The organism is Shinella sp. R2-11 (assembly GCF_055330205.1).
In genome coordinates this window covers 246914-268520 of the sequence record NZ_JBVAPC010000005.1, presented here as the reverse complement: position 1 = coordinate 268520, position 21607 = coordinate 246914, and the positions used below count along the sequence as shown (strand labels likewise).

Genomic DNA, 21607 nt, shown 5'->3' with positions numbered 1-21607 from the left:
CCCTTTCGCGGTTTTCTCGGGACGGCGCCTGTGTTAACGGGGCGCATGACCATCCGGCCCTCCTCCCGGGCCGTCAGAACGGAGCGTCCCATGGCCGTCATTTCCAAGAAAATCCCCGCCCCCGATCGCGTCGCCGTCCGCACGGCGCTCTTGTCCGTGTCCGACAAGACCGGCATCGTGGAGCTCGCCCGGGCGCTTGCCGGAAAGGGCGTGCGGCTGCTTTCGACCGGCGGCACGCACAAGGCGCTGTCCGACGCGGGCCTTGCGGTGACGGACGTCTCGGAGGTCACCGGCTTTCCGGAAATCATGGACGGCCGCGTCAAGACGCTGCATCCTTCGGTGCATGGCGGCCTGCTCGCCATCCGCGACGATGCGGAGCATGTCGAGGCGATGAAGGCGCATGGCATCGGCGCGATCGACCTTGCCGTCATCAATCTCTATCCGTTCGAGGACGTGCGCGCCAAGGGCGGCGACTATCCGACCACGGTCGAGAACATCGATATCGGTGGCCCGGCGATGATCCGCGCCTCGGCCAAGAACCATGCCTATGTGACCATCGTCACGGACCCGGCCGATTACCCCGCCCTTCTGGAAGAGCTTGCCGGCGGTTCGACCACCTACGCCTTCCGCCAGCACATGGCCGCCAAGGCCTATGCCCGCACGGCCGCCTATGACGCGGCGATCTCCAACTGGTTCGCCGAGGCGCTCGATATATCCATGCCGCGCCACCGCGTCCTCGGCGGTGTCCTCAAGGAAGAGATGCGCTACGGCGAGAACCCGCACCAGCAGGCGGGCTTCTATGTCACCGGCGAGAACCGCCCCGGCGTCGCGACGGCGACGCTGCTGCAGGGCAAGCAGCTTTCCTACAACAATATCAACGACACGGACGCGGCCTTCGAGCTGGTCGCCGAGTTCCTGCCGGAGAACGGCCCGGCCTGCGCGATCATCAAGCATGCCAATCCCTGCGGCGTCGCCACCGGCAGGACGCTGAAGGAGGCCTATGCGCGGGCGCTCGCCTGCGACCCGGTCTCGGCCTTCGGCGGCATCATCGCGCTCAATTCGACGCTCGACGGCGAGACGGCGGAGGAGATCGTCAAGCTCTTCACCGAGGTCATCATCGCGCCCGACGCGGATGAGAAGGCGCGCGCCATCATCGCCGGCAAGCCGAACCTGCGCCTCCTGGTGACGGGCGCCCTGCCCGATCCGCGCGTTCCGGGCCTTTCCGCCAAGACCGTTTCCGGTGGCCTCCTCGTCCAGAGCCGCGACAACGGCATGGTCGAGGACCTGGAGCTGAAGGTCGTCACCAGGCGCGCGCCGACCGCGCAGGAGCTGGAAGACATGAAGTTCGCCTTCAAGGTCGCCAAGCATGTGAAGTCGAATGCCGTGGTCTATGCCAAGGACGGCCAGACGGCGGGCATCGGTGCCGGCCAGATGAGCCGCGTCGATTCCGCCCGCATTGCCGGCCTCAAGGCCGAGGAAGCCGCGAAGGCCATGGGTCTTGCCGAGCCGCTGACGCGCGGTTCGGCGGTCGCCTCCGAGGCGTTCCTGCCCTTCGCCGACGGCCTGCTCTCGGCCATCGCCGCCGGGGCGACGGCGGTGATCCAGCCGGGCGGCTCGATGCGCGATGCGGAGGTCATCGCGGCTGCTGATGAAGCGGGCGTCGCGATGGTCTTCACCGGCATGCGGCATTTCCGGCATTGAGCCGGATTCCCAAAAGGGTCCAAGCAGATCGACGCCCCGTTTGCGGGGCGTCTTGCGTTTCAGACCTCGACCTTCGCGGCCGGATAGGGTGTGCGCAGGAGGAGCAGGAAGCCGGCGACGAGGAAGACGATGAGCGCCATCATGCCGAGGCGCGCCGAGCCCGTGGCGGTGGTGAGGATTCCCACCGAGAGCGGCGCGAGGAAGGATGTCGCGCGGCCGGAAAGGGCATAGAGGCCGAAATAGCGGCCGGCCTCGTCCGGATGGACACTTTGGGCGAGATAGGAGCGGGCGGACGCCTGTACCGGGCCGAAGGCCAGGCCGACGAGCAGGCCGTAGAGGATATAGGCCTTTTCCGCCACGGTGCCGAACAGGCCGCCGCTGTCGGCCGTCGGCAGCGGGATGAGGCCGAAGAGCGTGAAGCCGGGGCCGGTGGAGACGATGCCGACGGTCGCGACGGTGAGGCAGAGGAGGCTCATCACGACGACGGCCTTGGAGCCAAGGCGCCTGTCGAGGCGGCTGGCATAGAGGCAGCCGCCGATCGCCACGACATTGAGGATGATGCCGTAGATGCCGAGCTCGAAGGTCTGCCAGGCGAACATGCCGGCGGCGAAGGTGCCGCCGAGCGCGAGCAGGCCATTGACGCCATCCTGGTAGATCATGCGGGCGACAAGGAAACGCAGGATGCCGGGCTTCTTCCTGAGATCACGCAGCGCGGTGGAGAGATCGGCAAAGCCGGTGCGGACGGCAGCGGCGATCGGCAGGCCGCGGCTCTGGTCCGGGGTGAAGAAGAACATCGGCAGGATGAAGACGAAGTACCACAGCGCCGAGATCGGGCCGGTGATGCGCGCATCCTCGCCTGCCGCCGGGTCGAGGCCGAAGAGCGGCGCGATGCCGATGGCGGTTTTCCCGGTCTCGGGATTGGCGGCGAGCAGCGCCACGACGGCGATCAGCACGATCATGCCGCCGAGATAGCCGAGGCCCCAGGCGATGTTGGAGATGCGGCCGGTGTCTTCCGGGCGCACGAGCCGCGGCATCATGGAATCGTTGAAGACGATGGAGAATTCCGCCGCGACGGTGGCGAGCACGATCATCGCCATGGCAAAGGCGAGGCTGCTGCCCGGCACGGCCAGCCAGAGGGCGCAAAGCGACAGGATCTTCACCACCGCGAAGGCGGCGATCCAGGGCTTTCGCGCGCCAGAGGCATCGGCGATGGAGCCCATGACGGGCGCGAGCAGCGCGATGGCGATGCCGGCGAGGGTGAGCGTGTAGCTCCAGGCAGCCTGCCCTGCGACGGGGTCCGCGGTCAGGCGCGAGACGAGATAGGGGCCGAAGATGAAGGTGGTGATGACCGTGAAAAACGGCTGGGCCGCCCAGTCGAACAGCATCCAGCCCGCAATGCCGAGGCGGCCTGCGCGCGGCTCCCGGCTTTCCGTTGCGATCGTCATCGCCCCTCCTCGGTTGCGGGGGCGACGACCGCGCCCGTCCTCAAGCCGGCTAACGGAGCATTGGTCCCGTCAGCCGGCAGGGGACTGTCTCATTTCGCCCTTTCCTGTGCAAGGTCGCTCAGGATGCCTGCGGCGACGCTGACCTTGGCGAGCGTGGCCTCGCCCGTTTCCGTCAGCGCCGAGAGGTTCGCCGTCACACGGGAAAGACGCTCCTTCTCGGCGTTCTGCCAGGCGGCAAGCGGCGCCTTGTCGCCCTTGTGGCGGGCGAGCACGGCGGTCGAGAGGTCGCGGCGGGCATTGGCGATGTCGGTGAGGCTGCGCTGGAGGGCGAGGGCCTCGTAGAGATCGCCGGTCGGAATGCGGCCGGCCGCGGAAAGCAGGCGGCCGATATTCAGCGCGGAGCTGATGCCGGCGAAGGTCTGCGCCGTCTTGCCGAGGGAATCGCCGGTGGCGCCCGCGATCAGCATGACCTCCGGCACGAAGGTCAGCATGGAGAGCGTGGCGATCTCTTCCGCCAGGTCCTCCGGCACGCCCTCGTCTTCATAGGCATGGGCCTTGCGGCGAACCTCGTCGGCCGCCGCTTCCGAGACGAGCGTCGCAAGGTTCGGCCGAAGCTGCTTCAGCGCCTGCTTCAGCTTGTGCACCGCCTGGTCCAGCGGGCCGGAGACGGCGCCGGTGGTCAGCAGCAGGCCCGTGACGGAGGCGTAGATGCGGCCGATCTCATCGTAGAGGTCGTTCTGGACGGAGCCGGAAACCACATTGTCCAGCGCGTCGACGCCGGCATAAAGCGCGGCAAGGCCGTAGCCGTCGCGGGCGATGACCGCGGCCTTCACCGCATCGGAAGGGCCGAAGCCGGTGCCGTCGGTGAGGCCGTTGATGAAGGCCGGGCCGCCGCGGTTGATCACCTCGTTGGCGAGGATCGTCGCGATGATCTCGCGGCGCAGGCGATGCGAGCGGATATCGTCCGCATAGGCCTTCTGCATCTTGGCCGGGAAGTAGCCCGTCAGCGTCGGCTCGAAATAGGGCTCGTCCGGCAGGCTGGTGTGGATCAGCTCGTCGAACAGCACCAGCTTGGCATAGGAGAGCAGCACGCCGATCTCTGGCCGCGTCAGCGGCTTGCCGGCCTGGTAGCGCTCGGCGACGGTGCGGTCGTCGGGCAGCGTCTCGACCTTGCGGTTGAGCTGGCCGGCGGCCTCCAGGCGATCCATCAGGCGCGTCAGCGGCGCGCGGTTGGCAAGGCCCTGCCGTTCCGTCAGCGAGATCGCCAGCGACTGCAGGTAGTTGTTGCGCAGCACGAGATGGGCCACCTCGTCCGTCATCGAGGCGAGCAGCACGTTGCGCTTGGTGCGCGTCAGCCGCTCGTCGCGCATGGCCGAGGCGAGCGCGATCTTGATGTTGACCTCGACGTCCGACGAGTTCACGCCGGCCGAGTTGTCAATGGCGTCGGAATTGCTGCGGCCGCCCTTGAGGCCGAAGGCGATGCGGCCGCGCTGGGTGACGCCGAGGTTCGCGCCCTCGCCGATCACCTTGGCGCGCACGTCCTCGCCGACGATGCGGATCGGGTCGTTGGCGCGGTCGCCCACTTCCGCGTCCGTCTCGTTCTGGCCGCGGATATAGGTGCCGATACCGCCGAACCAGAGGAGATCGACGGGGGCCTTCAGGATCGCCGTCATGATCTCGAAGGGCGTCGCCTTGGCCTTGTCGAGGCCGATCACGGCCTGGGCTTCCGGCGTCAGCGTCACGGATTTCTCCGTGCGCGGGATGATCATGGCGCCCTTGGAGAGCACCGAGCGGTCATAGTCCTGCCAGCTCGAGCGCGGCAGGTTGAACATGCGGCGGCGCTCGGCGAAGGACGTGTCGGTATCCGGCGAAGGATCGATGAAGATGTCGCGGTGGTCGAAGGCCGCGACGAGGCGGATCTTGCGCGACAGCAGCATGCCGTTGCCGAAGACGTCGCCCGACATGTCGCCGACGCCGGCGACGGTGAAGGGTGTCTTCTGGATATCGATGTTCATCTCGCGGAAGTGGCGCTTGACGGTTTCCCAGGCGCCGCGGGCGGTGATGCCCATCTTCTTGTGGTCGTAGCCGGCCGAGCCGCCCGAGGCGAAGGCATCGTCCAGCCAGAAGCCGGCTTCCTGGGCAAGCCCGTTCGCCGTGTCGGAGAAGGTCGCCGTACCCTTGTCGGCGGCGACGACGAAATAGGGATCGTCCCCGTCGATGCGGACCGTATCGGCCGGCGGCACGACGTCCTGGCCGACGATATTGTCGGTGACGGAGAGCAGCGTGCGGATATAGGTCTTGTAGGCCTCGGTACCGGCCTTGAAGATCGCGTCGCGGCTGCCGCCGGCGGGGAGCTGCTTGGGATAGAAGCCGCCCTTGGCACCGACAGGCACGATGACCGCGTTCTTCACCTGCTGCGCCTTGACGAGGCCGAGCACTTCCGTGCGGTAGTCCTGCGCGCGGTCGGACCAGCGAAGGCCGCCGCGGGCGACCTTGCCGAAGCGCAGGTGCACGCCCTCCACCTCCGCGCCGTAGACGAAGATCTCGCGGAACGGGCGCGGCTCCGGCAGGCCGTCGAGGGCCTTCGGGTCGAGCTTGATCGCCAGTGTCTTGCGCGGCCTGCCGTCCGCATCCTTCTGGAAATAGTTCGTGCGCAGCGTCGCCTCTATGGCGTTGACGTAGCGCCGCAGCATCCGGTCCTCGTCGAGGCTCGGGACGGCAGCGAGCGCTTCCTCGATCGCGGTGGCGACCTCCGCCGACTTCTTCTCGCGCTGGCGGTCCGAGAGCTTCGGATCAAGGCGGGTCTCGAACAGGCGGAAGAGGTTGGCGGCAATGGCGGGATACTTGTTGAGCGTATCGGCGATATAGCCCTGCGAATAGGCGATGCCGGTCTGGCGCAGGTAGCGCGAATAGGTGCGCAGCGCCATGATCTCGCGGGCGGAAAGGCCGGCGGTGAGGATCAGGCGGTTCAGCGCGTCGTCGTCCACCTCGCCGTGCCAGGCCGCGAGGAAGGCTTCCTCCAGCATCGGGCTCAATCTGGCAAGGTTCACCTCCTGCCCATCGCGCTGCCGCAGCTCCATGTCGTGCAGGATGACGCGGCGCTCGTCGCCGTCGAGGCCGGCGACGGTCAGGTCGTGCGTCTGCTCACTGACCACGCTGAAGCCGAGGTTTTCGAGCAGCGGCACGCGCCTGGAGAGCGAAACCGGCTCGCCGGCATGGAAGATCTTCAGCTCGACGGAGGCGAGATCCGTGTTCCAGGCCTTGCGGTAGAAGGCGATGCGGATCGGGTTTTCCGGTGTTGCCGTGGTGATCAGGGCAAGGTCGGCATGGGCCTCGGCCGGGGTGAAGTCCTCCTGGTAGCTGCGGTCGGTGACGAGGCGCAGGCCGTCGGCGCCGGACAGCGCCTCGAAGCGGTCGGTCCAGCGCGTGGCGATCTCGCGCACGGCCTGTTCGAGCTTGCCCTGCGGAATGCGCGGCGTCTTGCCGCCGGAGCGGCCGATGATGAAGTGGACGCGCGCGAGGCCGCCTTCCGGGAAGGCCGGGTAATAGGCGGAGACGCGGCCATCATAGGCCGATTTCAGGTAGTTGCCGATCTTCTCGCGGACATCCGAATCGTATTGCTCGCGCGGCACATAGACGATGACCGATACGAAGCGGTCGAAACGGTCGATGCGCGGCAGGACGCGGATGCGCGGCCGGTCGGAAAGCTCGTTGATCTGCTCGCAGAAGGTGGCGAGCAGGCCGGGATCGATCTGGAAGAGATCGTCGCGCGGATAGGATTCCAGCGTGTTGATCAGCATCTTGCCGGAATGGCTCTTCGGATCGTAGCCGAAATGCTCGATGACCGTCTCCACCTTGGAGCGCAGCAGCGGGATCTGGCCGGCGGCGTGCGTATAGGCGGTGGAGGTGAAGAGGCCGACGATGCGCAGCTCCCCGATGACCTTGCCCTTCTCGTCGAAGCGCTTGAGGCCGACATAGTCCATATAGGCGCGGCGGTGGACGAGCGACTTCACATTGGCCTTGGTGACGATGAGGAAATCCGGGCCTTCGAGGAATTCGAGGATTTCCGGCGTCGTCGTCACGGCGTCCTTTCCGAGGCGCAGCACGCGCACGTCGGGATCGGAAAGGATACCCAGGCCCTCGCCGCCGCGCTCGACGGTCGCCGTCTCGCCCTTGCCGGAATAGGTGTATTCCCGCATACCGAGGAAGGTGAAATTGTTGCCGCGCAGCCAGTCGAGGAAGGCGAGCGCCTCGTCCTTGCCGGGCTTGGCCTTGGCGTAGCGTTCCATGTCCGCCATGGCGCTGTCGAGCTTTTGCAGCATCGCCGGCCAGTCCTCGACGGCAAGGTGCACCTGCGCGAGCACCGTCTTCACGCGCTCAGCGAGCAAGGCCGCCTCGCCCGGCGAAAGTTCCGGCAGGTGGATCTCGATATGGCTGACCCGCTGCCTGGGATCGCTCTCCTCGTCCGGCGAGAAGAGCTTCGGCGCCTCGCCCGGCGCGACAACCAGGATCGGGTGGACGGCAAGGTGGATGTCGCGATATGTGCTCGTCACCTCGCCCATGACCGAATCGTAGAGGAACGGCTGGTTATGGTCGGTGACGGAGAGGACCGAGACGGGCTCGCCGGCCGGCGTCACGCCCGGCAGCGTCGTCACGGTGACGCGCGGCGTGGTGCCGTCGAAGGCCTCGATCTCGGCCATGGCATGGGCGGCGGCAACGGCCAGCATCTCGCCGGTGTAGCGCTCCAGATCGTCCTTGCTGGCGCGTCCGAAAAGAATGTCCGGCTGGAGTGTCTTTGCGCCGAGGGCGGCGGCTGCGGCCTTTGCGGCCTCGATGTGTTTTTCTCGTTTCACGTTGGTCCTGGCACCCATGGAATTCTCCCTCGAATCCGATGCCGGGACGTTAGCAGAAGAAAAAATACCTGCGATGAAATTTGTCGTTTTGCGAGAAAATTCAATCGATTTTGTCCAGAACAGGTCAGTTATGCTGTCGTTTCGACGTGAAAACGGGTCTTTTTCGTCGAAAAGCAGCTCATAATCGGCTGAAGCCGTTCAATACGGCCATTCGGCCCGACGGGTTTTTCGGCGCCGGCGTTGACAGGCGGGGACCCCCTTGCCATCACTCGGCGAACGGAAAGGGAGCCGGCTATGGACGAGAGCGAAAAGGGCACGGTCATCGTGATTTCGAGCCATGTGGTGCGCGGCACGGTCGGCAACCGCGCGGCGGTCTTCGCGCTCGAAACGCTCGGCCATCCGGTCTGGGCCCTGCCGACGGTCATCCTGCCCTGGCATCCCGGCCATGGCCGCGCTACGCGCGTCTCGATCTCCGCGGAGGACTTCGACGCGATCATCTCCGACCTGATCCGCGCGCCCTGGCGCGGCGAGGTCAAGGCGGTGCTTTCCGGCTATCTCGGCAGTGCGGCGCAGGCCCGGTCCGTCGCGCGGCTCGTCGAGAGCCTTCGCGCGGACAATCCCGACCTCATCTATATGTGCGACCCGGTCTGCGGCGACGACCGCGGGCTCTATGTCCCGGAAGAAACGGCCGTGGCGATCCGCGACAGCCTGATCCCGCTTGCCTCGGTGGCGACGCCGAACCGGTTCGAGCTTGCCTGGCTTACCGGCGCGCCGCTCGAAACGAACAGGGCGATCATCGATGCGGCGCTTTCGCTCGGCCCGCCGCGCATGCTCGTCACTTCCGCGCTGCCACTGATGGCCGGCAGTACGGGCAATCTCTATCTTTCCGGCCGCAACGCGCTCCTCGCCGAGCACAGGCTCGTGCCGAACCCGCCGAACGGAACGGGCGACCTCCTCTCGGCGATCTTCCTCTCGCGCCTGATGGAGGGCCTGCCGGAAGAGCGGGCGCTGGCGACGGCGACGGCCAGCGTCTTCGAGATCGTCGCGCGCACCGCCAAGCGCGGGGCGGACGAGCTGACGCTGGAGCAGGACGCCTCCAGCATCGCGACGCCCATGGCCATGGTGCACATGCGCCGCCTGATGCATCCCGCCCAGATGCGCCGTCCGTAAATCGGTTCTTGCGCGGCTCCTTTCAGAGTGGTTTATGCACATCCGGATGCGGTCTCATCCGGTAGATCGCCGGCACGGGAGTATTCCGACACCATGAACCGCTTTCCCGATCGTCTTCTGAACGGCTACCGCAATTTCATGTCGGGCCGCTATTCCGAGCAGTCCGCGCGCTACAGGGCGCTCGCCGAAACGGGCCAGAAGCCCAAGACGCTCGTCATCGCCTGTTGCGACTCCCGCGCCGCGCCGGAGACGATCTTCGACAGCGGGCCGGGCGAGCTCTTCGTGGTGCGCAACGTCGCCAATCTCGTGCCGCCCTACGAGCCGGACGGCCAGTTCCACGCGACCTCCGCCGCGCTCGAATTCGCCGTGCAGTCGCTGAAGGTCAGCGACATCCTGGTGATGGGCCATGGCCGCTGCGGCGGCATCTCCGCCGCGCTCGACCCGGACGCCGAGCCGCTTTCGCCGGGCGACTTCATCGGCAAGTGGATGGGCATGCTCAAGCCCGTCGCCGAGCAGATCCAGGGCGCGGAGAGCCTGACGCAGGGCGAACGCCAGCGCGCGCTGGAGCGCGTCTCGATCCGCAATTCGCTCGCCAATCTCCGCACCTTCCCCTGCGTGCGCATCCTGGAGGAAAAGGGGCGCATCCAGCTCCACGGCGCCTGGTTCGACATCTCGACCGGCGAACTCTGGATCATGGACGCCGCGACGGGCGACTTCAAACGCCCGAGCGCATAGGCAATTCCAGTAAAAGCGTGCAGCGGTTTTGCGTCCGGAACTGCATTAGAAAAGCCCGGCGCGGGGTCCCGCGCCAGGCTCTTTTCCGGATTTCCATCCGCGCCGGCCCGAAGGCCGGGCCGCAAGATCAGTTGCCGTCGATTTCCGCGCCGATGATGGCGATCGCGCGCTGGTAGACGCTGGCGGCGTTCCAGCCCTGCAGGGCGCCGAAGTTCGGCTCGCCCGGCTGGTAGCCCGCACCGGCGCTCCAGCCGTGGCCGCGCAGGAAGTTCGCCGTCGAGGCAAGCGCGTCGGCCTTGGAGCCGACGAGGTCGATGCGGCCGTTGCCGTCGCCGTCGACGCCGTATTTCAGCACGTTCACTGGCAGGAACTGCGTCTGGCCGATTTCGCCATGCGCCGCGCCGCGCGCCGTCGTGCTCAGCGTGCCGTTCTGCACGAGCTGCAGGGCGGCATAGAGCTGGTTGGTGAAATATTCCGGGCGGCGGCAGTCATAGGCGAGCGTCGCCACGGCCGAGAGCGTGTGTTCCTTGCCGAGGAAGCCGCCGAAGCCTGTCTCCATGCCCCAGATCGCCAGCAGCGGGCCGGCCGGCACGCCGTAGCGCGCCTCGATGCGCTGGAAGAGCGCGGCATTCTGCTTCTTCAGGCCCTTGCCGCGGCGGATGATCGCCTGGCCGCCGCGCTTCTGCATGAACTGCTCGAGCGAAAGCTTGAAGCTCTTCTGGCCGCGGTCGGCGCGGATCGTGGCGCGGGCGTAGTCGACATTAGCAAAGGCCCTGTCCAGCGTCGAGCGGCTGATGCCGCGGCTGGCCGCCTCGCCCTTGAATGCCTCGACCCAGGCCGGAAAACCGCCTGCATCCCTGCCGCACTGGGCGGCTTCGGCCGCCGCCGGCACTGCCGCCGTGGCGATCATTGCGGCCAGCACCTTGGCCACGCTCCTTGTCATGCCCATGAAAAACCCCGTGATCTCTCGTCAAATCCGCTGCGGGAGCATGGCATGCTCCCCGGTTCCTGTCACCGCACCCTGCTTCGGGCCGTTCCGGCCCAAAGCAAAGTCCCGATTGTTCTCAAACGGAACAACCGGGACTTTTATTTAAACTTGCTTAACGGAACGTTGCCACTTTTCACGAAAATGCGGAAAGGCACCGTTCCGTCGATCTTCTACTATCAGGCAGCCTGCTTCTTCGCCTTGATCAGGCCGCGGTCCACGAGGAGCTCGGCGATCTGGACGGCGTTGAGGGCGGCACCCTTGCGCAGGTTGTCGGAGACGACCCACATGTTGAGGCCGTTCTCGACCGTGGCGTCCTCGCGGATGCGCGAGATGTAGGTGGCGTCTTCACCGGCCGATTCGTAAGGAGTGATGTAGCCGCCGTTCTCGTGCTTGTCGATGACCTGGCAACCCGGCGCCTCGCGCAGGATCTCGCGGGCCTCGTCCGCCGTGATTTCCTTCTCGAACTCGATGTTGACCGATTCGGAATGGCCGATGAAGACGGGGACGCGCACCGCCGTGCAGGTCACCTTGATCTTCGGATCGAGCATCTTCTTGGTCTCGGCGAGAACCTTCCACTCTTCCTTCGTGTAGCCGTCTTCCATGAAGCTATCGATATGCGGGATGACGTTGAAGGCGATGCGCTTGGTGAACTTCTTCGATTCGATCGGGTCGGCGACGAAGACAGCGCGCGTCTGGTTGAAGAGCTCGTCCATGCCGTCCTTGCCGGCGCCCGAGACGGACTGGTAGGTCGAGACGACGACGCGCTTGATCGTGGCGCGGTCATGCAGCGGCTTCAGCGCGACGACGAGCTGGGCGGTCGAGCAATTCGGGTTGGCGATGATGTTCTTGCGGGTGAACTGGGCGATGGCGTCCGGGTTCACTTCCGGAACGATCAGCGGCACGTCGGCGTCGTAGCGCCAGGCCGAGGAATTGTCGATGACGACGCAGCCCTGGGCGCCGATCTTCGGCGAATACTTCTGCGAGACGGTGCCGCCGGCCGACATCAGGCAGATGTCCGTGTCGGAGAAATCGTAGTTCTCGAGGTTCTGCACCTTCAGCGTCCTGTCGCCGAAGGAGACTTCGGTGCCCTGCGAGCGGGCGGAGGCGAGCGCGACGACCTCATCGGCCGGGAAACCGCGCTCGGACAGGATGTTCAGCATCTCACGGCCGACATTGCCGGTCGCGCCGGCGATTGCGATCTTGAAACCCATGTTCTTCAGCTCTCTTTCTCTGTCTCTCCGCGGGGTCAGGAGGGGAAACCCGCCAGCCATGACGCGGGTTTCGGTCCCCGGCCATACCGGGGAGAGAGCGGTGGGCCAGAGACGTCAGACGGTTTTCGTCGTCGTTTTGGCCGTTGTCTTGGAAATCGATACGCAATGGCGAACCCGCCCGGCGTTGAAGGCCGGAGCGATCATGCGGGCGATGGCGATCCCATAGCGGTACATGGCGGTTCCTTTGCGTGCGTGCTGAATACGCTCATCTGGCGAAGAGTCAAGCGTTGCTTGCGGGCCGGCGCATTTCGCCGCCCGACCGCCGTCTCCACTTTAGTCTTACGCCGAAAGTCATAAGCCCAAAGCAGCGCTGATATGACAATTGGTTTTCTGCCATCCTTCCATCAGGCGCACCCTGTCCGGGGTTTGAGGGAGAAACACCGGACCGCATACGGGCTGCCCCCATACGCCGTTTTTGTGGAGGACAAGCAAATGGCCAATGTTTCGACCGTGGGCAACGCCAAGGCGGCGCCCATGACGAGCGAGCAGAAGAAGGTGATCTTCGCCTCGTCGCTCGGTACCGTCTTCGAGTGGTACGATTTCTATCTTTACGGTTCGCTGGCGATCTATATCGGCGCCACCTTCTTCAGCCAGTATCCGGAGACGACGCGCAACATCTTCGCTTTGCTCGCCTTCGCCGCCGGCTTCCTCGTGCGCCCGTTCGGCGCGCTGGTCTTCGGCCGCCTCGGCGACCTCGTCGGTCGCAAATATACCTTCCTCGTCACCATCCTGATCATGGGCTTCTCGACCTTCGTCGTGGGCCTCTTGCCCGGCGCCGCCTCGATCGGCATCGCCGCGCCGATCATCCTGATCGCGCTGCGCATGCTGCAGGGCCTGGCGCTCGGCGGCGAATATGGCGGTGCCGCGACCTATGTCGCCGAGCATGCGCCGGCCGGCCGGCGCGGCTACTTCACCTCCTGGATCCAGACCACGGCGACGCTCGGCCTGTTCCTGTCGCTGATCGTCATCCTGGCGGTGCAGTTCATCGTCGGCAAGGACGCCTTCGCGGCCTGGGGCTGGCGCATTCCGTTCCTTGTCTCGGTCGTCCTGCTCGGCGTTTCCGTCTGGATCCGCATGAAGATGAACGAATCGCCCGCCTTCGCGAAGATGAAGGAAGAGGGCAAGGGCTCCAAGGCGCCGCTGACGGAAGCCTTCGGCCAGTGGCGCAACGCCAAGATCGCGCTGCTGGCGCTGTTCGGCGCCGTCGTCGGTCAGGCCGTCGTCTGGTATTCCGGCCAGTTCTACGCGCTGTTCTTCCTGACGGGCGTGCTCAAGGTCGACGGCCAGTCCGCCAACATCATGGTGGCGGTCGCGCTGCTCATCGGCTCCGGCTTCTTCGTCTTCTTCGGCTGGCTGTCGGACAAGATCGGCCGCAAGCCGATCATCATGGCCGGCCTGCTGCTCGCCATGCTGACCTACTTCCCGCTGTTCAAGGCCATGACCTGGGCCGGCAACCCGGCACTGGCGGAAGCCCAGGCGACGATCCGCGCCACGGTCACCGCCGCCCCGGGCGACTGCAAGTTCCAGTTCAACCCGACCGGCACGGCGAAGTTCACCACCTCGTGCGATATCGCCACCTCGTTCCTGACCCAGAACTCCGTTCCCTATGACGTCGTCACCACGGCGCCGGCCGGGACGGCCGCCACGGTCAAGATCGGCGAAGAGACGATCACCAGCTACGACGCCGTCGCTTCCGGCGAGGACGCCAAGGCGCATGAGGCGGCCTTCCGCAAGGGCATTAACATCGCGCTTCACGATGCCGGCTATCCGCTCCTTCGCGGCGCGGCGAAGGTTCCGGACTCCAAGCTGGACGCCTTCATCGCGGCTAACCCGGAACTCGGCCTCGATGCGGCTGCCGTTCGCGGCGGCGAGAAAGCCACCATGTCTTCGGCCGATCTCGTTGCCGGCAAGCTGCTGACGGCGGAAGAAGCCGCCGGGGCCGCCGACATGCCGGTCTATACGATCGACAAGGGCGGCGCCTTCACCATGGTCGCCGATCCGGCGCAGGTGAACTGGGTCATGACCATCGCCGTGCTGACCGTCCTCGTGATCTACGTCACGATGGTCTACGGCCCGATCGCCGCCCTGCTGGTCGAGCTCTTCCCGACCCGCATCCGCTATACCGGCATGTCGCTGCCCTACCATATCGGTAATGGCTGGTTCGGCGGCCTGCTGCCGGCAATGGCCTTCGCGATGAGCGCGGCCAAGGGCGATATCTACTACGGCCTCTGGTACCCGATCATCTTCGCGGGCATCACGCTGGTCATCGGCCTTCTCTTCCTGCCGGAAACGAAGGACCGCGACATCCACGCCATGGATTGATCACCCCCCTTCCGATCCGTTCATGGCGAGCCGGCCCGTGGCGACACGGGCCGGCTTTTCATTGGCTTTTCGGCGGTGTCGCGGATTTCGGCAGGGGCCAGCCGCGCGCGTCGAAACGGAAGAGCCAGTTTCGGCGGGCGAAGAGATAGGCCGTGGCGATGGCCGTCCAGAGGCCGAGCAACAGGCCGGCGGCCACGTCGCTCGGATAATGCGCGCCGACCACGACGCGCGAGACGCCGATCGCCAGCGCGCCGAGGAGGAAGAGCGGGCGCAGCCGCGGAACCAGCATGGAGAAGGCGCCGAAGAAGGCGCCGACGGCCGCCGAGTGGCCGGAGGGAAAGCTGGAATAGAGATCGTCATAGGCAAAGGGCGTGAGGCTGTAGGCGCCGTATTCGGCGAAAAGCTCCGGCCGCGCCCGCCCTACGATCAGCTTGACGAGATGGACGAGCGCGCTCGTCGCGCCGATTGTCAGGAAGAAGTAGAGCGACAGCCGCCCGCCGGTCCTCGCCCGCCCCGCCGTGCTCTCGTCGGCGCTTGCCCGGCCGACGACATAGGCGAGGATGACGAGGAAACCGGAGCCGTAGATCATCCAGCGGAAGGTGCCGAAATCGGTGATGCGCTCGTTGAAGGCGACCACGCCGCCCGGCAGCCCCCGGGCGCGCTCCGACAGCAGCGGATCGAAGGGAACGAGGGCCGCGACGAGGACGGCGGTGGCGGCGAGGATCCAGAGGGAGGAAGTCGCAAGCGATCGGTTCATGGTCATCCCTTGATACGGCGTTGCTTCCATGTGTTGGCCGCCGCCGGCAATTCAAGGGAGCCTTTTCAACGATCCGCGAAGGCTCAGGCCGAGAGCTTCCTGAAGGCGGCGAGGATGGCGTCGCCCATTTCGGCGGTGCCGACCTTGCGGCAGCCTTCGGCCATGATGTCGCCGGTGCGGATGCCGCTGTCGAGGACTTCGGCGATGGCCTTTTCCAGGTTGTCGGCGTCCGCGACCATGTTGAACGAATAGCGCAGGCACATGGCGAAGGAGGCGATCATGGCGATCGGGTTGGCGATGCCCTTGCCGGCGATATCGGGCGCCGAGCCGTGCACGGGCTCGTAAAGGGCCTTGCGCTTGCCGGTCTTGGTGTCCGGTGCGCCGAGCGAGGCGGAGGGCAGCATGCCGAGCGAGCCGGTCAGCATGGCCGCGACGTCGGAGAGCATGTCGCCAAAGAGGTTGTCCGTGACGATGACGTCGAACTGCTTGGGGGCACGCACGAGCTGCATGCCGCCTGCATCGGCGAGCATGTGCTCGAGCTGGACGTCAGAATAGCTACGCTTGTGCGTTTCCGTCACGACCTGGTTCCAGAGCACGCCGGACTTCATGACGTTGCGCTTTTCCATGGAGCAGACGCGGTTATTGCGCGTGCGGGCCAGCTCGAAGGCGATGCCGGCGATGCGCTCGATCTCGTAGGTGTCGTAGACCTGCGTGTCGATGCCGCGCTTCTGGCCGTTGCCGAGATCGATGATCTCCTTCGGCTCGCCGAAATAGACGCCGCCCGTCAGCTCGCGCACGATGAGGATGTCGAGGCCCTCGACGAGCTCCGGCTTCAGCGAGGAGGCATTGGCGAGCGCCGGGTAGCAGATGGCCGGGCGCAGGTTCGCGAAGAGCTTGAGGTCCTTGCGCAGGCGCAGGAGGCCGGCTTCCGGGCGCACCTCGTATGGCACGGCATCCCATTTCGGGCCGCCGACGGCGCCGAAGAGCACGGCGTCGGCCGCAAGCGCCTTCTCCATGTCGCCTTCCGAGATCGCCGCGCCATGGGCGTCATAGGCCGAGCCGCCGACGAGGCCTTCGTCGGTCTCGAAACCCGCGCCGCGTTCGGCGTTCATGTAGGCGATGATCTTGCGGACTTCCGCCATGGCTTCCGGGCCGATGCCGTCGCCGGGCAGAAGGAGGAGGGTACGCGCTGTCATGGGATTTTCCTTGATGTCACGGAAGGGTTGGCGCTTCTTAGCGCAACTTCCGTTCAAGGAAAATCGCCGAAAGGAAAGATTTTTGCGCGGACGACTCAGCCTCGGCGGAGCGCCGTGACCTCGATCTCGATCCGCATTTCCGGGCGGATCAGGTCGCAGACGATCATGGTGGCGGCGGGGCGAATGGCGCCGAACGTCTCGCCGAGGATCGGGAAGACGCGGTCTGCGAAGGCCGCTTCGGTCACGTAGTAGTGGCAGCGTACCACATCGGCGAAGGAGAAGCCGGCGTCTTCGAGGACCCTGCCGATGGTGGAAAGGCAGTTGCGCGTCTGGTCCTCGACGCTTTCGGGCATGGTCATGGTGGCATAGTCGTAGCCGGTCGTGCCGGAAACGAAGCACCAGTTGCCCTCCACGACGGCGCGCGAATAGCCCGCCGTCGTTTCGAAGGGGGAGCCGGACGAGATCAGCCGGCGCACCGGATCACGCCCAGGGGCGCGAGGCCGCGGTCTGCTTCTCGAAGCTGTCGATCGAGGTCGCCTTCTCCAGCGTCAGGCCGATGTCGTCGAGGCCGTTCAGGAGGCAATGGCGGCGGAAGGCGTCGATCTCGAAGCCGATGCGGCCGCCGTCGGGGCCGGTGATTTCCTGGGCTTCCAGGTCGACCGTCAGGATGGCGTTGGAGCCGCGGCTGGCGTCGTCCATCAGCTTGTCCAGGTCTTCCTGGCTGACGACGATCGGCAGAATGCCGTTCTTGAAACAGTTGTTGTAGAAGATGTCGGCGAAGCTCGTGGAGATCACGCAGCGGATGCCGAAGTCGAGCAGCGCCCAGGGGGCATGCTCGCGCGAGGAGCCGCAGCCGAAATTGTCGCCGGCGACCAGGATCGTCGCGTTCTGATAGGCGGGCTTGTTCAGCACGAAGCTTTCGTTGACGCTGCCGTCCTCGTTGTAGCGCGCTTCGGCGAAGAGACCCTTGCCGAGGCCGGTGCGCTTGATCGTCTTCAGGTAATCCTTCGGAATGATCATGTCCGTGTCGATATTGACGACGGGGAGCGGCGCGGCGACGCCGGTCAGCTTGACGAACTTGTCCATGCGGAAACCCTCGAAATGCGGTGATGTCGGTTGGCCAAGCGTTTAGATCAGTTTCCCCGGAATTTGAAGGAGAATCTTGATCGCCGGCCGCAAACGCAAAGGCCGGGCGTGCGTGACGCCCGGTATCCTGCCGGAGGAAGGCTTCCTCAGAGGTCGATGATCGTGCCCCGGCCGTCGTTCCAGATGCGCGGTTCGCGCTGGCCGGGTGTCCTGCGGTCGTTGCGCGCGGTGGCGCGGACGGGGGCCGGCTGGAGCTTGTTCGCGAGCATGGAGCCGAGCATCAGCACGGTGACGATGCCGGCGATGGCAAGGCCGATGGAGGCGGCGAACAGGAAGGTCGCGCCGGCGACCAGCATGGCGAAGACGGTGAAGACGATGGAGCGGATGCGCTGCATTGATTTGCCCTTTCTATGACAGCAATGTGGGGGGTGATTTTGTCCATTGCAAGGCCGAACCTGCAGGCGCTTGCGGGCTGCGACAAAGCGCGGCAAAAAGGACGGATGAACAGGACACCGCACCATCATCCGCTTCGCCTGCGCCGCTCGGTGCTGAGCGTTCCCGCCGTCAATCCGCGGGCGCTCGCCAAGTCCGCCTCGCTCGATTGCGACGCGATCATCTTCGACCTCGAGGATTCCGTGCTGCCGGAGAAGAAGGCCGAGGCGCGCGCGGCGCTGGTCGCGCATTTTTCGACGCTCGACCGATCGGGCGGCCGGGAGCATGTCATCCGCATCAATCCGCTCGACGGCCCGGACGGCGCGCTCGATCTCGAGGCGGTGCTCGACTGCATGCCCGATGCGGTGCTTCTGCCCAAGGTCAGCGAGCCGCAGGACGTGCTCACCGTCGCCGACTGGCTTTCAGAGGCGGGCGCCGATGACGGTCCGCGCCTCTGGGCGATGATCGAGACGGCGGCCTCGCTCCTCAACCTTGCGGCCATCGCCGAGACAGGGCGCACCCATGGCGGACGGCTCGACTGCTTCGTCGTCGGGCTCAACGACCTGCGCAAGGAAACCGGCATCGCCGATATTCCGGGCCGCCCCTTTCTCGTGCCGCTGCTGCTGCAGGCGGTCGTCGCGGCGCGCGCCTCGGGCCTCGATGTCGTCGACAGCGTCTTCAACGATTTTGCCGACGAGGACGGGTTCGCGGCGGAATGCCGGCAGGGCCGGCAGATGGGCTTCGACGGCAAGATGCTGATCCATCCCGCGCAGATCGACGGGGCCAATGCGGCCTATGGCGTGACGGAGGCGGAGGCCGCCGAGGCGCTTGCCATCGTCGCCGCCTTCGGCGCGCCCGACAATGCGGGCAAGGCCGTCGTCAGCATCGCCGGCCGCATGGTGGAAAAGCTCCATGCCGAACAGGCCGAGCGCCTGCTCGCCAAGGCCGACCTCATCAACGAGAGAAAGAAGAACGCATGAAAGTCTATCGCTTCCTGACCGGCCCCGACGACGCCTCCTTCTGCCACAAGGTCACGCTGGCGCTGAACAAGGGCTGGGAGCTGCACGGCTCGCCGAGCTACGCCTACAATGCCGAGACGAAGATCATGCAGTGCGGCCAGGCGGTTGTGAAGGATGTGCCCGGCAAGGAGTATACGCCGGATATCAAGCTTTCGGAGCAGTAAGGGTATCGCAGCGGCTGCCGGCCGTATCGGCTAGCAGCGTTATCGAGCCCGCTCACCTCCCCGTCGTCATGGTCGGACCTGGACCCGACCATCCATCACCATCACGGTCATGGCAGGTGGATCCTCGGGTCGGGCCCGAGGATGACGGAGCAAAGGTGGGCGGTTCGATCAATCCGGCCGCCCTACCCCGCCGCGATCTCCGCGCTCGCCTCGATGCGTTCCATGTCGTCGTCCGACAGGCCGAAATGGTGGCCGATCTCGTGGATGAGGACATGGGTGATGATGTCGCCGAGGGTCTCCTCGTTCTCCGCCCAGTAGTCGAGGATCGGGCGGCGGTAGAGGGTGATGCGGTTCGGCATCTCGCCGGTCTCGACCGTGAAGCGCTCGCTGATGCCGCGGCCCTCGAAGAGGCCGAGCAGGTCGAAGGGCGTTTCCAGCGCCATGTCCTCGAAGACGTCGTCGCTCGGGAATTCGGCGATCTCGATGATGAGGTTGCCCGTCAGCGCGCGGAACTCCTCCGGCAGGTGGCCGTAAGCCTCCAGCGCCAGGGATTCGAAGGTGCTGATGGTCGGGGCGTGGCGGTTCTGCCAATCCTCGGTCTGGTCGATGCGGGCCATGGGCACTCCTTTGCCCGTCATATAGACGATTTTCAGCGCTTTTCGAGAGGTGAATTTGGGAGTGCCGGCATGCGGCGCGGCAGCGCCACCACGATTCGGAGCCGCCGGCGAAGAGGCCATGGTGCCCCGACGGCGAAAAAAACGCCCTCGACCGGCGTTTTGCAACAAAACGTGATCGGTCAGTTTGACGCACCCCAGCGCGAGGATTCCGTCTGGAGGAAGATTGTAACTCACTGAAAAGGCGATCTTTTTATTCAAGTTTAGAACGACTCTAAAATGATGCGGCAGCAAGGCTGACCCGTTCATTCTTGACAACAAAGGTCCTCTTTTGCTTAATCCCGGAAACTCAGTACTTTGCGTATGGCAGGCAAGACGAAATGCTGGTTTGCAGCTGCAACTTCATCACCGAAAAAGAGATCGTCGACGTGATCAACAGCCTTCTCGACGAGGACTGTTGGCAGCTCATCGTGCCTGCGAAAGTCTATCACGCGATGCAAAAGCGCGGCCGTTGCTGCGGCTGTTTTCCCAATGTCGTCGACATCATCATCCGCACGACGGAGCAGTACCACGCCCGCGGCGACTCGACGGACGCCGAGATATTTGATTTCATGACCCGCCTCAAACAATTCCATGAAGAAAACAGGAGAGCGGATCTTGAAAGGCGACAAAAAGGTCATCGAGCAGCTTAACGAAGCGCTCTATCTCGAGCTGGGTGCTGTCAACCAGTACTGGCTCCACTACCGCCTTCTCGAGGACTGGGGTTACACGCTTCTCGCCAAGAAGGAGCGTGCCGAGTCCATCGAAGAGATGCAGCACGCCGACAAGCTCGTCGCCCGCATCATCTTCCTCGAAGGCCACCCGAACCTGCAGACCGTCGCACCGCTGCGCATCGGCCAGAACGTCAAGGAAGTCCTGGAAGCCGACCTCGCGGGCGAATACGACGCCCGCACGGCCTACAAGAAGTCGCGCGACATCTGTCACGCGGCCGGCGACTATGTCAGCATGAAGCTGTTCGAAGAGCTGCTGATCGACGAGGAAGGCCATATCGACTTCCTCGAGACGCAGCTCGAACTGCTCGGCAAGCTCGGCGAGGAAAAATACGGCCAGCTCAACGCGGCGCCGGCCAACGAAGCCGAATAGGCTTTCAATTCCGCAGATATGGAAAACCCCGGCCTTGCCGGGGTTTTTGTTTGTCGGGGTATGTTTACCTCGCCTCCGTCATCGTCGGGCTCGCCCCGACCATCCATGACGAGGATGACCCCATCGAGGGTTTGAGGGCTGTACTGTCGGTGTCGGAGCGTGGGCTTGCCTCCAAACCCGATCAGGGCGCGAGATGCGCGAAGGTCGCGACGACCTCCTCGTAGACCTTGCGCTTGAAGGGCACGATCAGCTCCGGCAGGTCGCGCATCGCCTTCCATTCCCAGGCGTCGAACTCGGCTTCATGGCCGCCGGGCGGCGGGTTGATGGCGATCTCGCTTTCGGCGCCTTCGAAGCGGAAGGCGAACCAGCGCTGCGTCTGGCCGCGATACCTGCCCTTGAGGCCGATGCCGATCAGGTGGGTGGGCAGGTCGTAGTTGATCCAGCGCCCGGCGTCGGCGAGGAGCGACACGCTCTTCATGCCGGTCTCCTCGTAGAGTTCCCGGTAGGCGGCCTCCAGCGGGTCCTCGCCCTTGTCGATGCCGCCCTGCGGCATCTGCCAGAGCTGCGGCGAGCCGTCATATTCGGAATTGCCGACGGCCAGGCGCCGGCCGGCCCAGACCCTGTTTTCGGCGTTCAGCACCATGATGCCGACGCAGGGGCGATACGGCAGGTCCTCGGCCCGAACCACCTTGTCCTTATCCTTGCCCATCA

General features: G+C 65.4%; 19 protein-coding genes. 8 read left to right on the top strand and 11 right to left on the bottom strand.

Features of this window, described 5'->3' with window-relative positions:
• The first annotated feature begins 90 nt into the window (after window positions 1–90).
• Complete coding sequence (gene purH, locus ACZ1A1_RS15450) at window positions 91–1701, top strand: bifunctional phosphoribosylaminoimidazolecarboxamide formyltransferase/IMP cyclohydrolase (RefSeq protein ID WP_463620583.1); 1611 nt, start codon at window positions 91–93, stop codon at window positions 1699–1701.
• A 59-nt stretch (window positions 1702–1760) separates the two neighbouring features.
• On the opposite strand, the gene ACZ1A1_RS15445 is transcribed toward purH, so the two are convergent.
• Complete coding sequence (locus ACZ1A1_RS15445; RefSeq protein WP_463620582.1) at window positions 1761–3146, bottom strand: MFS transporter; 1386 nt, start codon at window positions 3144–3146, stop codon at window positions 1761–1763.
• An 89-nt stretch (window positions 3147–3235) separates the two neighbouring features.
• A complete protein-coding gene (locus ACZ1A1_RS15440; protein ID WP_463620581.1) occupies window positions 3236–8017 on the bottom strand; it encodes an NAD-glutamate dehydrogenase in 4782 nt (1593 codons plus the stop codon).
• A 276-nt stretch (window positions 8018–8293) separates the two neighbouring features.
• Here ACZ1A1_RS15440 and pdxY point away from each other — a divergent pair, with 276 nt between their 5' ends.
• Complete coding sequence (gene pdxY / locus ACZ1A1_RS15435) at window positions 8294–9169, top strand: pyridoxal kinase PdxY (protein ID WP_463620580.1); 876 nt, start codon at window positions 8294–8296, stop codon at window positions 9167–9169.
• A 93-nt stretch (window positions 9170–9262) separates the two neighbouring features.
• Complete coding sequence (locus ACZ1A1_RS15430) at window positions 9263–9904, top strand: carbonic anhydrase (protein WP_415213301.1); 642 nt, start codon at window positions 9263–9265, stop codon at window positions 9902–9904.
• 127 nt (window positions 9905–10031) lie between these two features.
• Here ACZ1A1_RS15430 and ACZ1A1_RS15425 read toward each other — a convergent pair whose 3' ends face one another.
• Both ACZ1A1_RS15425 and ACZ1A1_RS15420 read right to left on the bottom strand, forming a co-directional pair.
• On the bottom strand, window positions 10032–10853 hold the full coding sequence (locus ACZ1A1_RS15425; protein ID WP_313195339.1) for a lytic murein transglycosylase: 822 nt from the start codon (window positions 10851–10853) through the stop codon (window positions 10032–10034).
• Between the two features lie 215 nt (window positions 10854–11068).
• Window positions 11069–12103 (bottom strand): aspartate-semialdehyde dehydrogenase, encoded by a 1035-nt coding sequence (locus ACZ1A1_RS15420; RefSeq protein ID WP_463620579.1) that lies wholly within the window; start codon window positions 12101–12103, stop codon window positions 11069–11071.
• 492 nt (window positions 12104–12595) lie between these two features.
• Here ACZ1A1_RS15420 and ACZ1A1_RS15415 point away from each other — a divergent pair, with 492 nt between their 5' ends.
• The gene (locus ACZ1A1_RS15415) at window positions 12596–14485 is read left to right on the top strand and encodes an MFS transporter (protein ID WP_463620578.1); all 1890 of its coding nucleotides are present in this window, start codon (window positions 12596–12598) and stop codon (window positions 14483–14485) included.
• A 58-nt stretch (window positions 14486–14543) separates the two neighbouring features.
• Here ACZ1A1_RS15415 and ACZ1A1_RS15410 read toward each other — a convergent pair whose 3' ends face one another.
• From ACZ1A1_RS15410 to ACZ1A1_RS15390, 5 genes are all read right to left on the bottom strand, one after another.
• Entirely contained in the window at window positions 14544–15242 is a 699-nt protein-coding gene (locus ACZ1A1_RS15410) for a phosphatase PAP2 family protein (RefSeq protein WP_463620577.1), read from the bottom strand.
• An 83-nt stretch (window positions 15243–15325) separates the two neighbouring features.
• Entirely contained in the window at window positions 15326–16438 is a 1113-nt protein-coding gene (gene leuB, locus ACZ1A1_RS15405) for a 3-isopropylmalate dehydrogenase (protein ID WP_463620576.1), read from the bottom strand.
• A gap of 95 nt (window positions 16439–16533) precedes the next feature.
• The gene (locus tag ACZ1A1_RS15400; RefSeq protein ID WP_119257921.1) at window positions 16534–16914 is read right to left on the bottom strand and encodes a RidA family protein; all 381 of its coding nucleotides are present in this window, start codon (window positions 16912–16914) and stop codon (window positions 16534–16536) included.
• 4 nt (window positions 16915–16918) lie between these two features.
• Window positions 16919–17524, bottom strand: coding sequence for a 3-isopropylmalate dehydratase small subunit (leuD, locus tag ACZ1A1_RS15395; RefSeq protein WP_415213295.1), 606 nt, complete (start codon window positions 17522–17524; stop codon window positions 16919–16921).
• Window positions 17525–17670: 146 nt separating this feature from the next.
• Window positions 17671–17919: a hypothetical protein gene (locus tag ACZ1A1_RS15390; RefSeq protein WP_463620575.1), complete on the bottom strand. Its 249-nt coding sequence runs from the start codon at window positions 17917–17919 to the stop codon at window positions 17671–17673.
• Window positions 17920–18024: 105 nt separating this feature from the next.
• Between ACZ1A1_RS15390 and ACZ1A1_RS15385 the strand changes: the two genes are divergently transcribed.
• Window positions 18025–18936, top strand: coding sequence for an HpcH/HpaI aldolase/citrate lyase family protein (locus ACZ1A1_RS15385; RefSeq protein WP_463620574.1), 912 nt, complete (start codon window positions 18025–18027; stop codon window positions 18934–18936).
• Window positions 18933–19139: a DUF1737 domain-containing protein gene (locus ACZ1A1_RS15380; RefSeq protein WP_463620573.1), complete on the top strand. Its 207-nt coding sequence runs from the start codon at window positions 18933–18935 to the stop codon at window positions 19137–19139. Before ACZ1A1_RS15385 ends, ACZ1A1_RS15380 begins: the two co-directional genes overlap by 4 nt.
• Before the next feature lie 182 nt (window positions 19140–19321).
• Here ACZ1A1_RS15380 and ACZ1A1_RS15375 read toward each other — a convergent pair whose 3' ends face one another.
• Complete coding sequence (locus ACZ1A1_RS15375; RefSeq protein ID WP_313195347.1) at window positions 19322–19756, bottom strand: metallopeptidase family protein; 435 nt, start codon at window positions 19754–19756, stop codon at window positions 19322–19324.
• A 377-nt stretch (window positions 19757–20133) separates the two neighbouring features.
• On the opposite strand from ACZ1A1_RS15375, the gene ACZ1A1_RS15370 reads away from it, so the two are divergent.
• Window positions 20134–20445 (top strand): (2Fe-2S)-binding protein, encoded by a 312-nt coding sequence (locus tag ACZ1A1_RS15370; RefSeq protein ID WP_313195348.1) that lies wholly within the window; start codon window positions 20134–20136, stop codon window positions 20443–20445.
• Entirely contained in the window at window positions 20411–20896 is a 486-nt protein-coding gene (gene bfr, locus ACZ1A1_RS15365; protein ID WP_313195349.1) for a bacterioferritin, read from the top strand. The genes ACZ1A1_RS15370 and bfr overlap by 35 nt, the downstream gene beginning before the upstream one ends.
• Before the next feature lie 181 nt (window positions 20897–21077).
• On the opposite strand, the gene ACZ1A1_RS15360 is transcribed toward bfr, so the two are convergent.
• The gene (locus tag ACZ1A1_RS15360; RefSeq protein WP_415213293.1) at window positions 21078–21605 is read right to left on the bottom strand and encodes an RNA pyrophosphohydrolase; all 528 of its coding nucleotides are present in this window, start codon (window positions 21603–21605) and stop codon (window positions 21078–21080) included.
• Window positions 21606–21607: the final 2 nt, after the last annotated feature.

Coding starts and splice junctions, on each gene's coding strand:
- ACZ1A1_RS15415 (WP_463620578.1), top strand. CDS start 12,596: ATGGCCAATGTTTCGACCGTGGGCAACGCCAAGGCGGCGCCCATGACG.
- ACZ1A1_RS15380 (WP_463620573.1), top strand. CDS start 18,933: ATGAAAGTCTATCGCTTCCTGACCGGCCCCGACGACGCCTCCTTCTGC.
- pdxY (WP_463620580.1), top strand. CDS start 8,294: ATGGACGAGAGCGAAAAGGGCACGGTCATCGTGATTTCGAGCCATGTG.
- ACZ1A1_RS15390 (WP_463620575.1), bottom strand. CDS start 17,919: ATGCAGCGCATCCGCTCCATCGTCTTCACCGTCTTCGCCATGCTGGTC.
- ACZ1A1_RS15370 (WP_313195348.1), top strand. CDS start 20,134: ATGCTGGTTTGCAGCTGCAACTTCATCACCGAAAAAGAGATCGTCGAC.
- ACZ1A1_RS15375 (WP_313195347.1), bottom strand. CDS start 19,756: ATGGCCCGCATCGACCAGACCGAGGATTGGCAGAACCGCCACGCCCCG.
- ACZ1A1_RS15360 (WP_415213293.1), bottom strand. CDS start 21,605: ATGGGCAAGGATAAGGACAAGGTGGTTCGGGCCGAGGACCTGCCGTAT.
- leuD (WP_415213295.1), bottom strand. CDS start 17,524: ATGGACAAGTTCGTCAAGCTGACCGGCGTCGCCGCGCCGCTCCCCGTC.
- ACZ1A1_RS15445 (WP_463620582.1), bottom strand. CDS start 3,146: ATGACGATCGCAACGGAAAGCCGGGAGCCGCGCGCAGGCCGCCTCGGC.
- ACZ1A1_RS15385 (WP_463620574.1), top strand. CDS start 18,025: ATGAACAGGACACCGCACCATCATCCGCTTCGCCTGCGCCGCTCGGTG.
- ACZ1A1_RS15440 (WP_463620581.1), bottom strand. CDS start 8,017: ATGGGTGCCAGGACCAACGTGAAACGAGAAAAACACATCGAGGCCGCA.
- purH (WP_463620583.1), top strand. CDS start 91: ATGGCCGTCATTTCCAAGAAAATCCCCGCCCCCGATCGCGTCGCCGTC.
- ACZ1A1_RS15425 (WP_313195339.1), bottom strand. CDS start 10,853: ATGGGCATGACAAGGAGCGTGGCCAAGGTGCTGGCCGCAATGATCGCC.
- ACZ1A1_RS15420 (WP_463620579.1), bottom strand. CDS start 12,103: ATGGGTTTCAAGATCGCAATCGCCGGCGCGACCGGCAATGTCGGCCGT.
- ACZ1A1_RS15430 (WP_415213301.1), top strand. CDS start 9,263: ATGAACCGCTTTCCCGATCGTCTTCTGAACGGCTACCGCAATTTCATG.
- leuB (WP_463620576.1), bottom strand. CDS start 16,438: ATGACAGCGCGTACCCTCCTCCTTCTGCCCGGCGACGGCATCGGCCCG.
- ACZ1A1_RS15410 (WP_463620577.1), bottom strand. CDS start 15,242: ATGAACCGATCGCTTGCGACTTCCTCCCTCTGGATCCTCGCCGCCACC.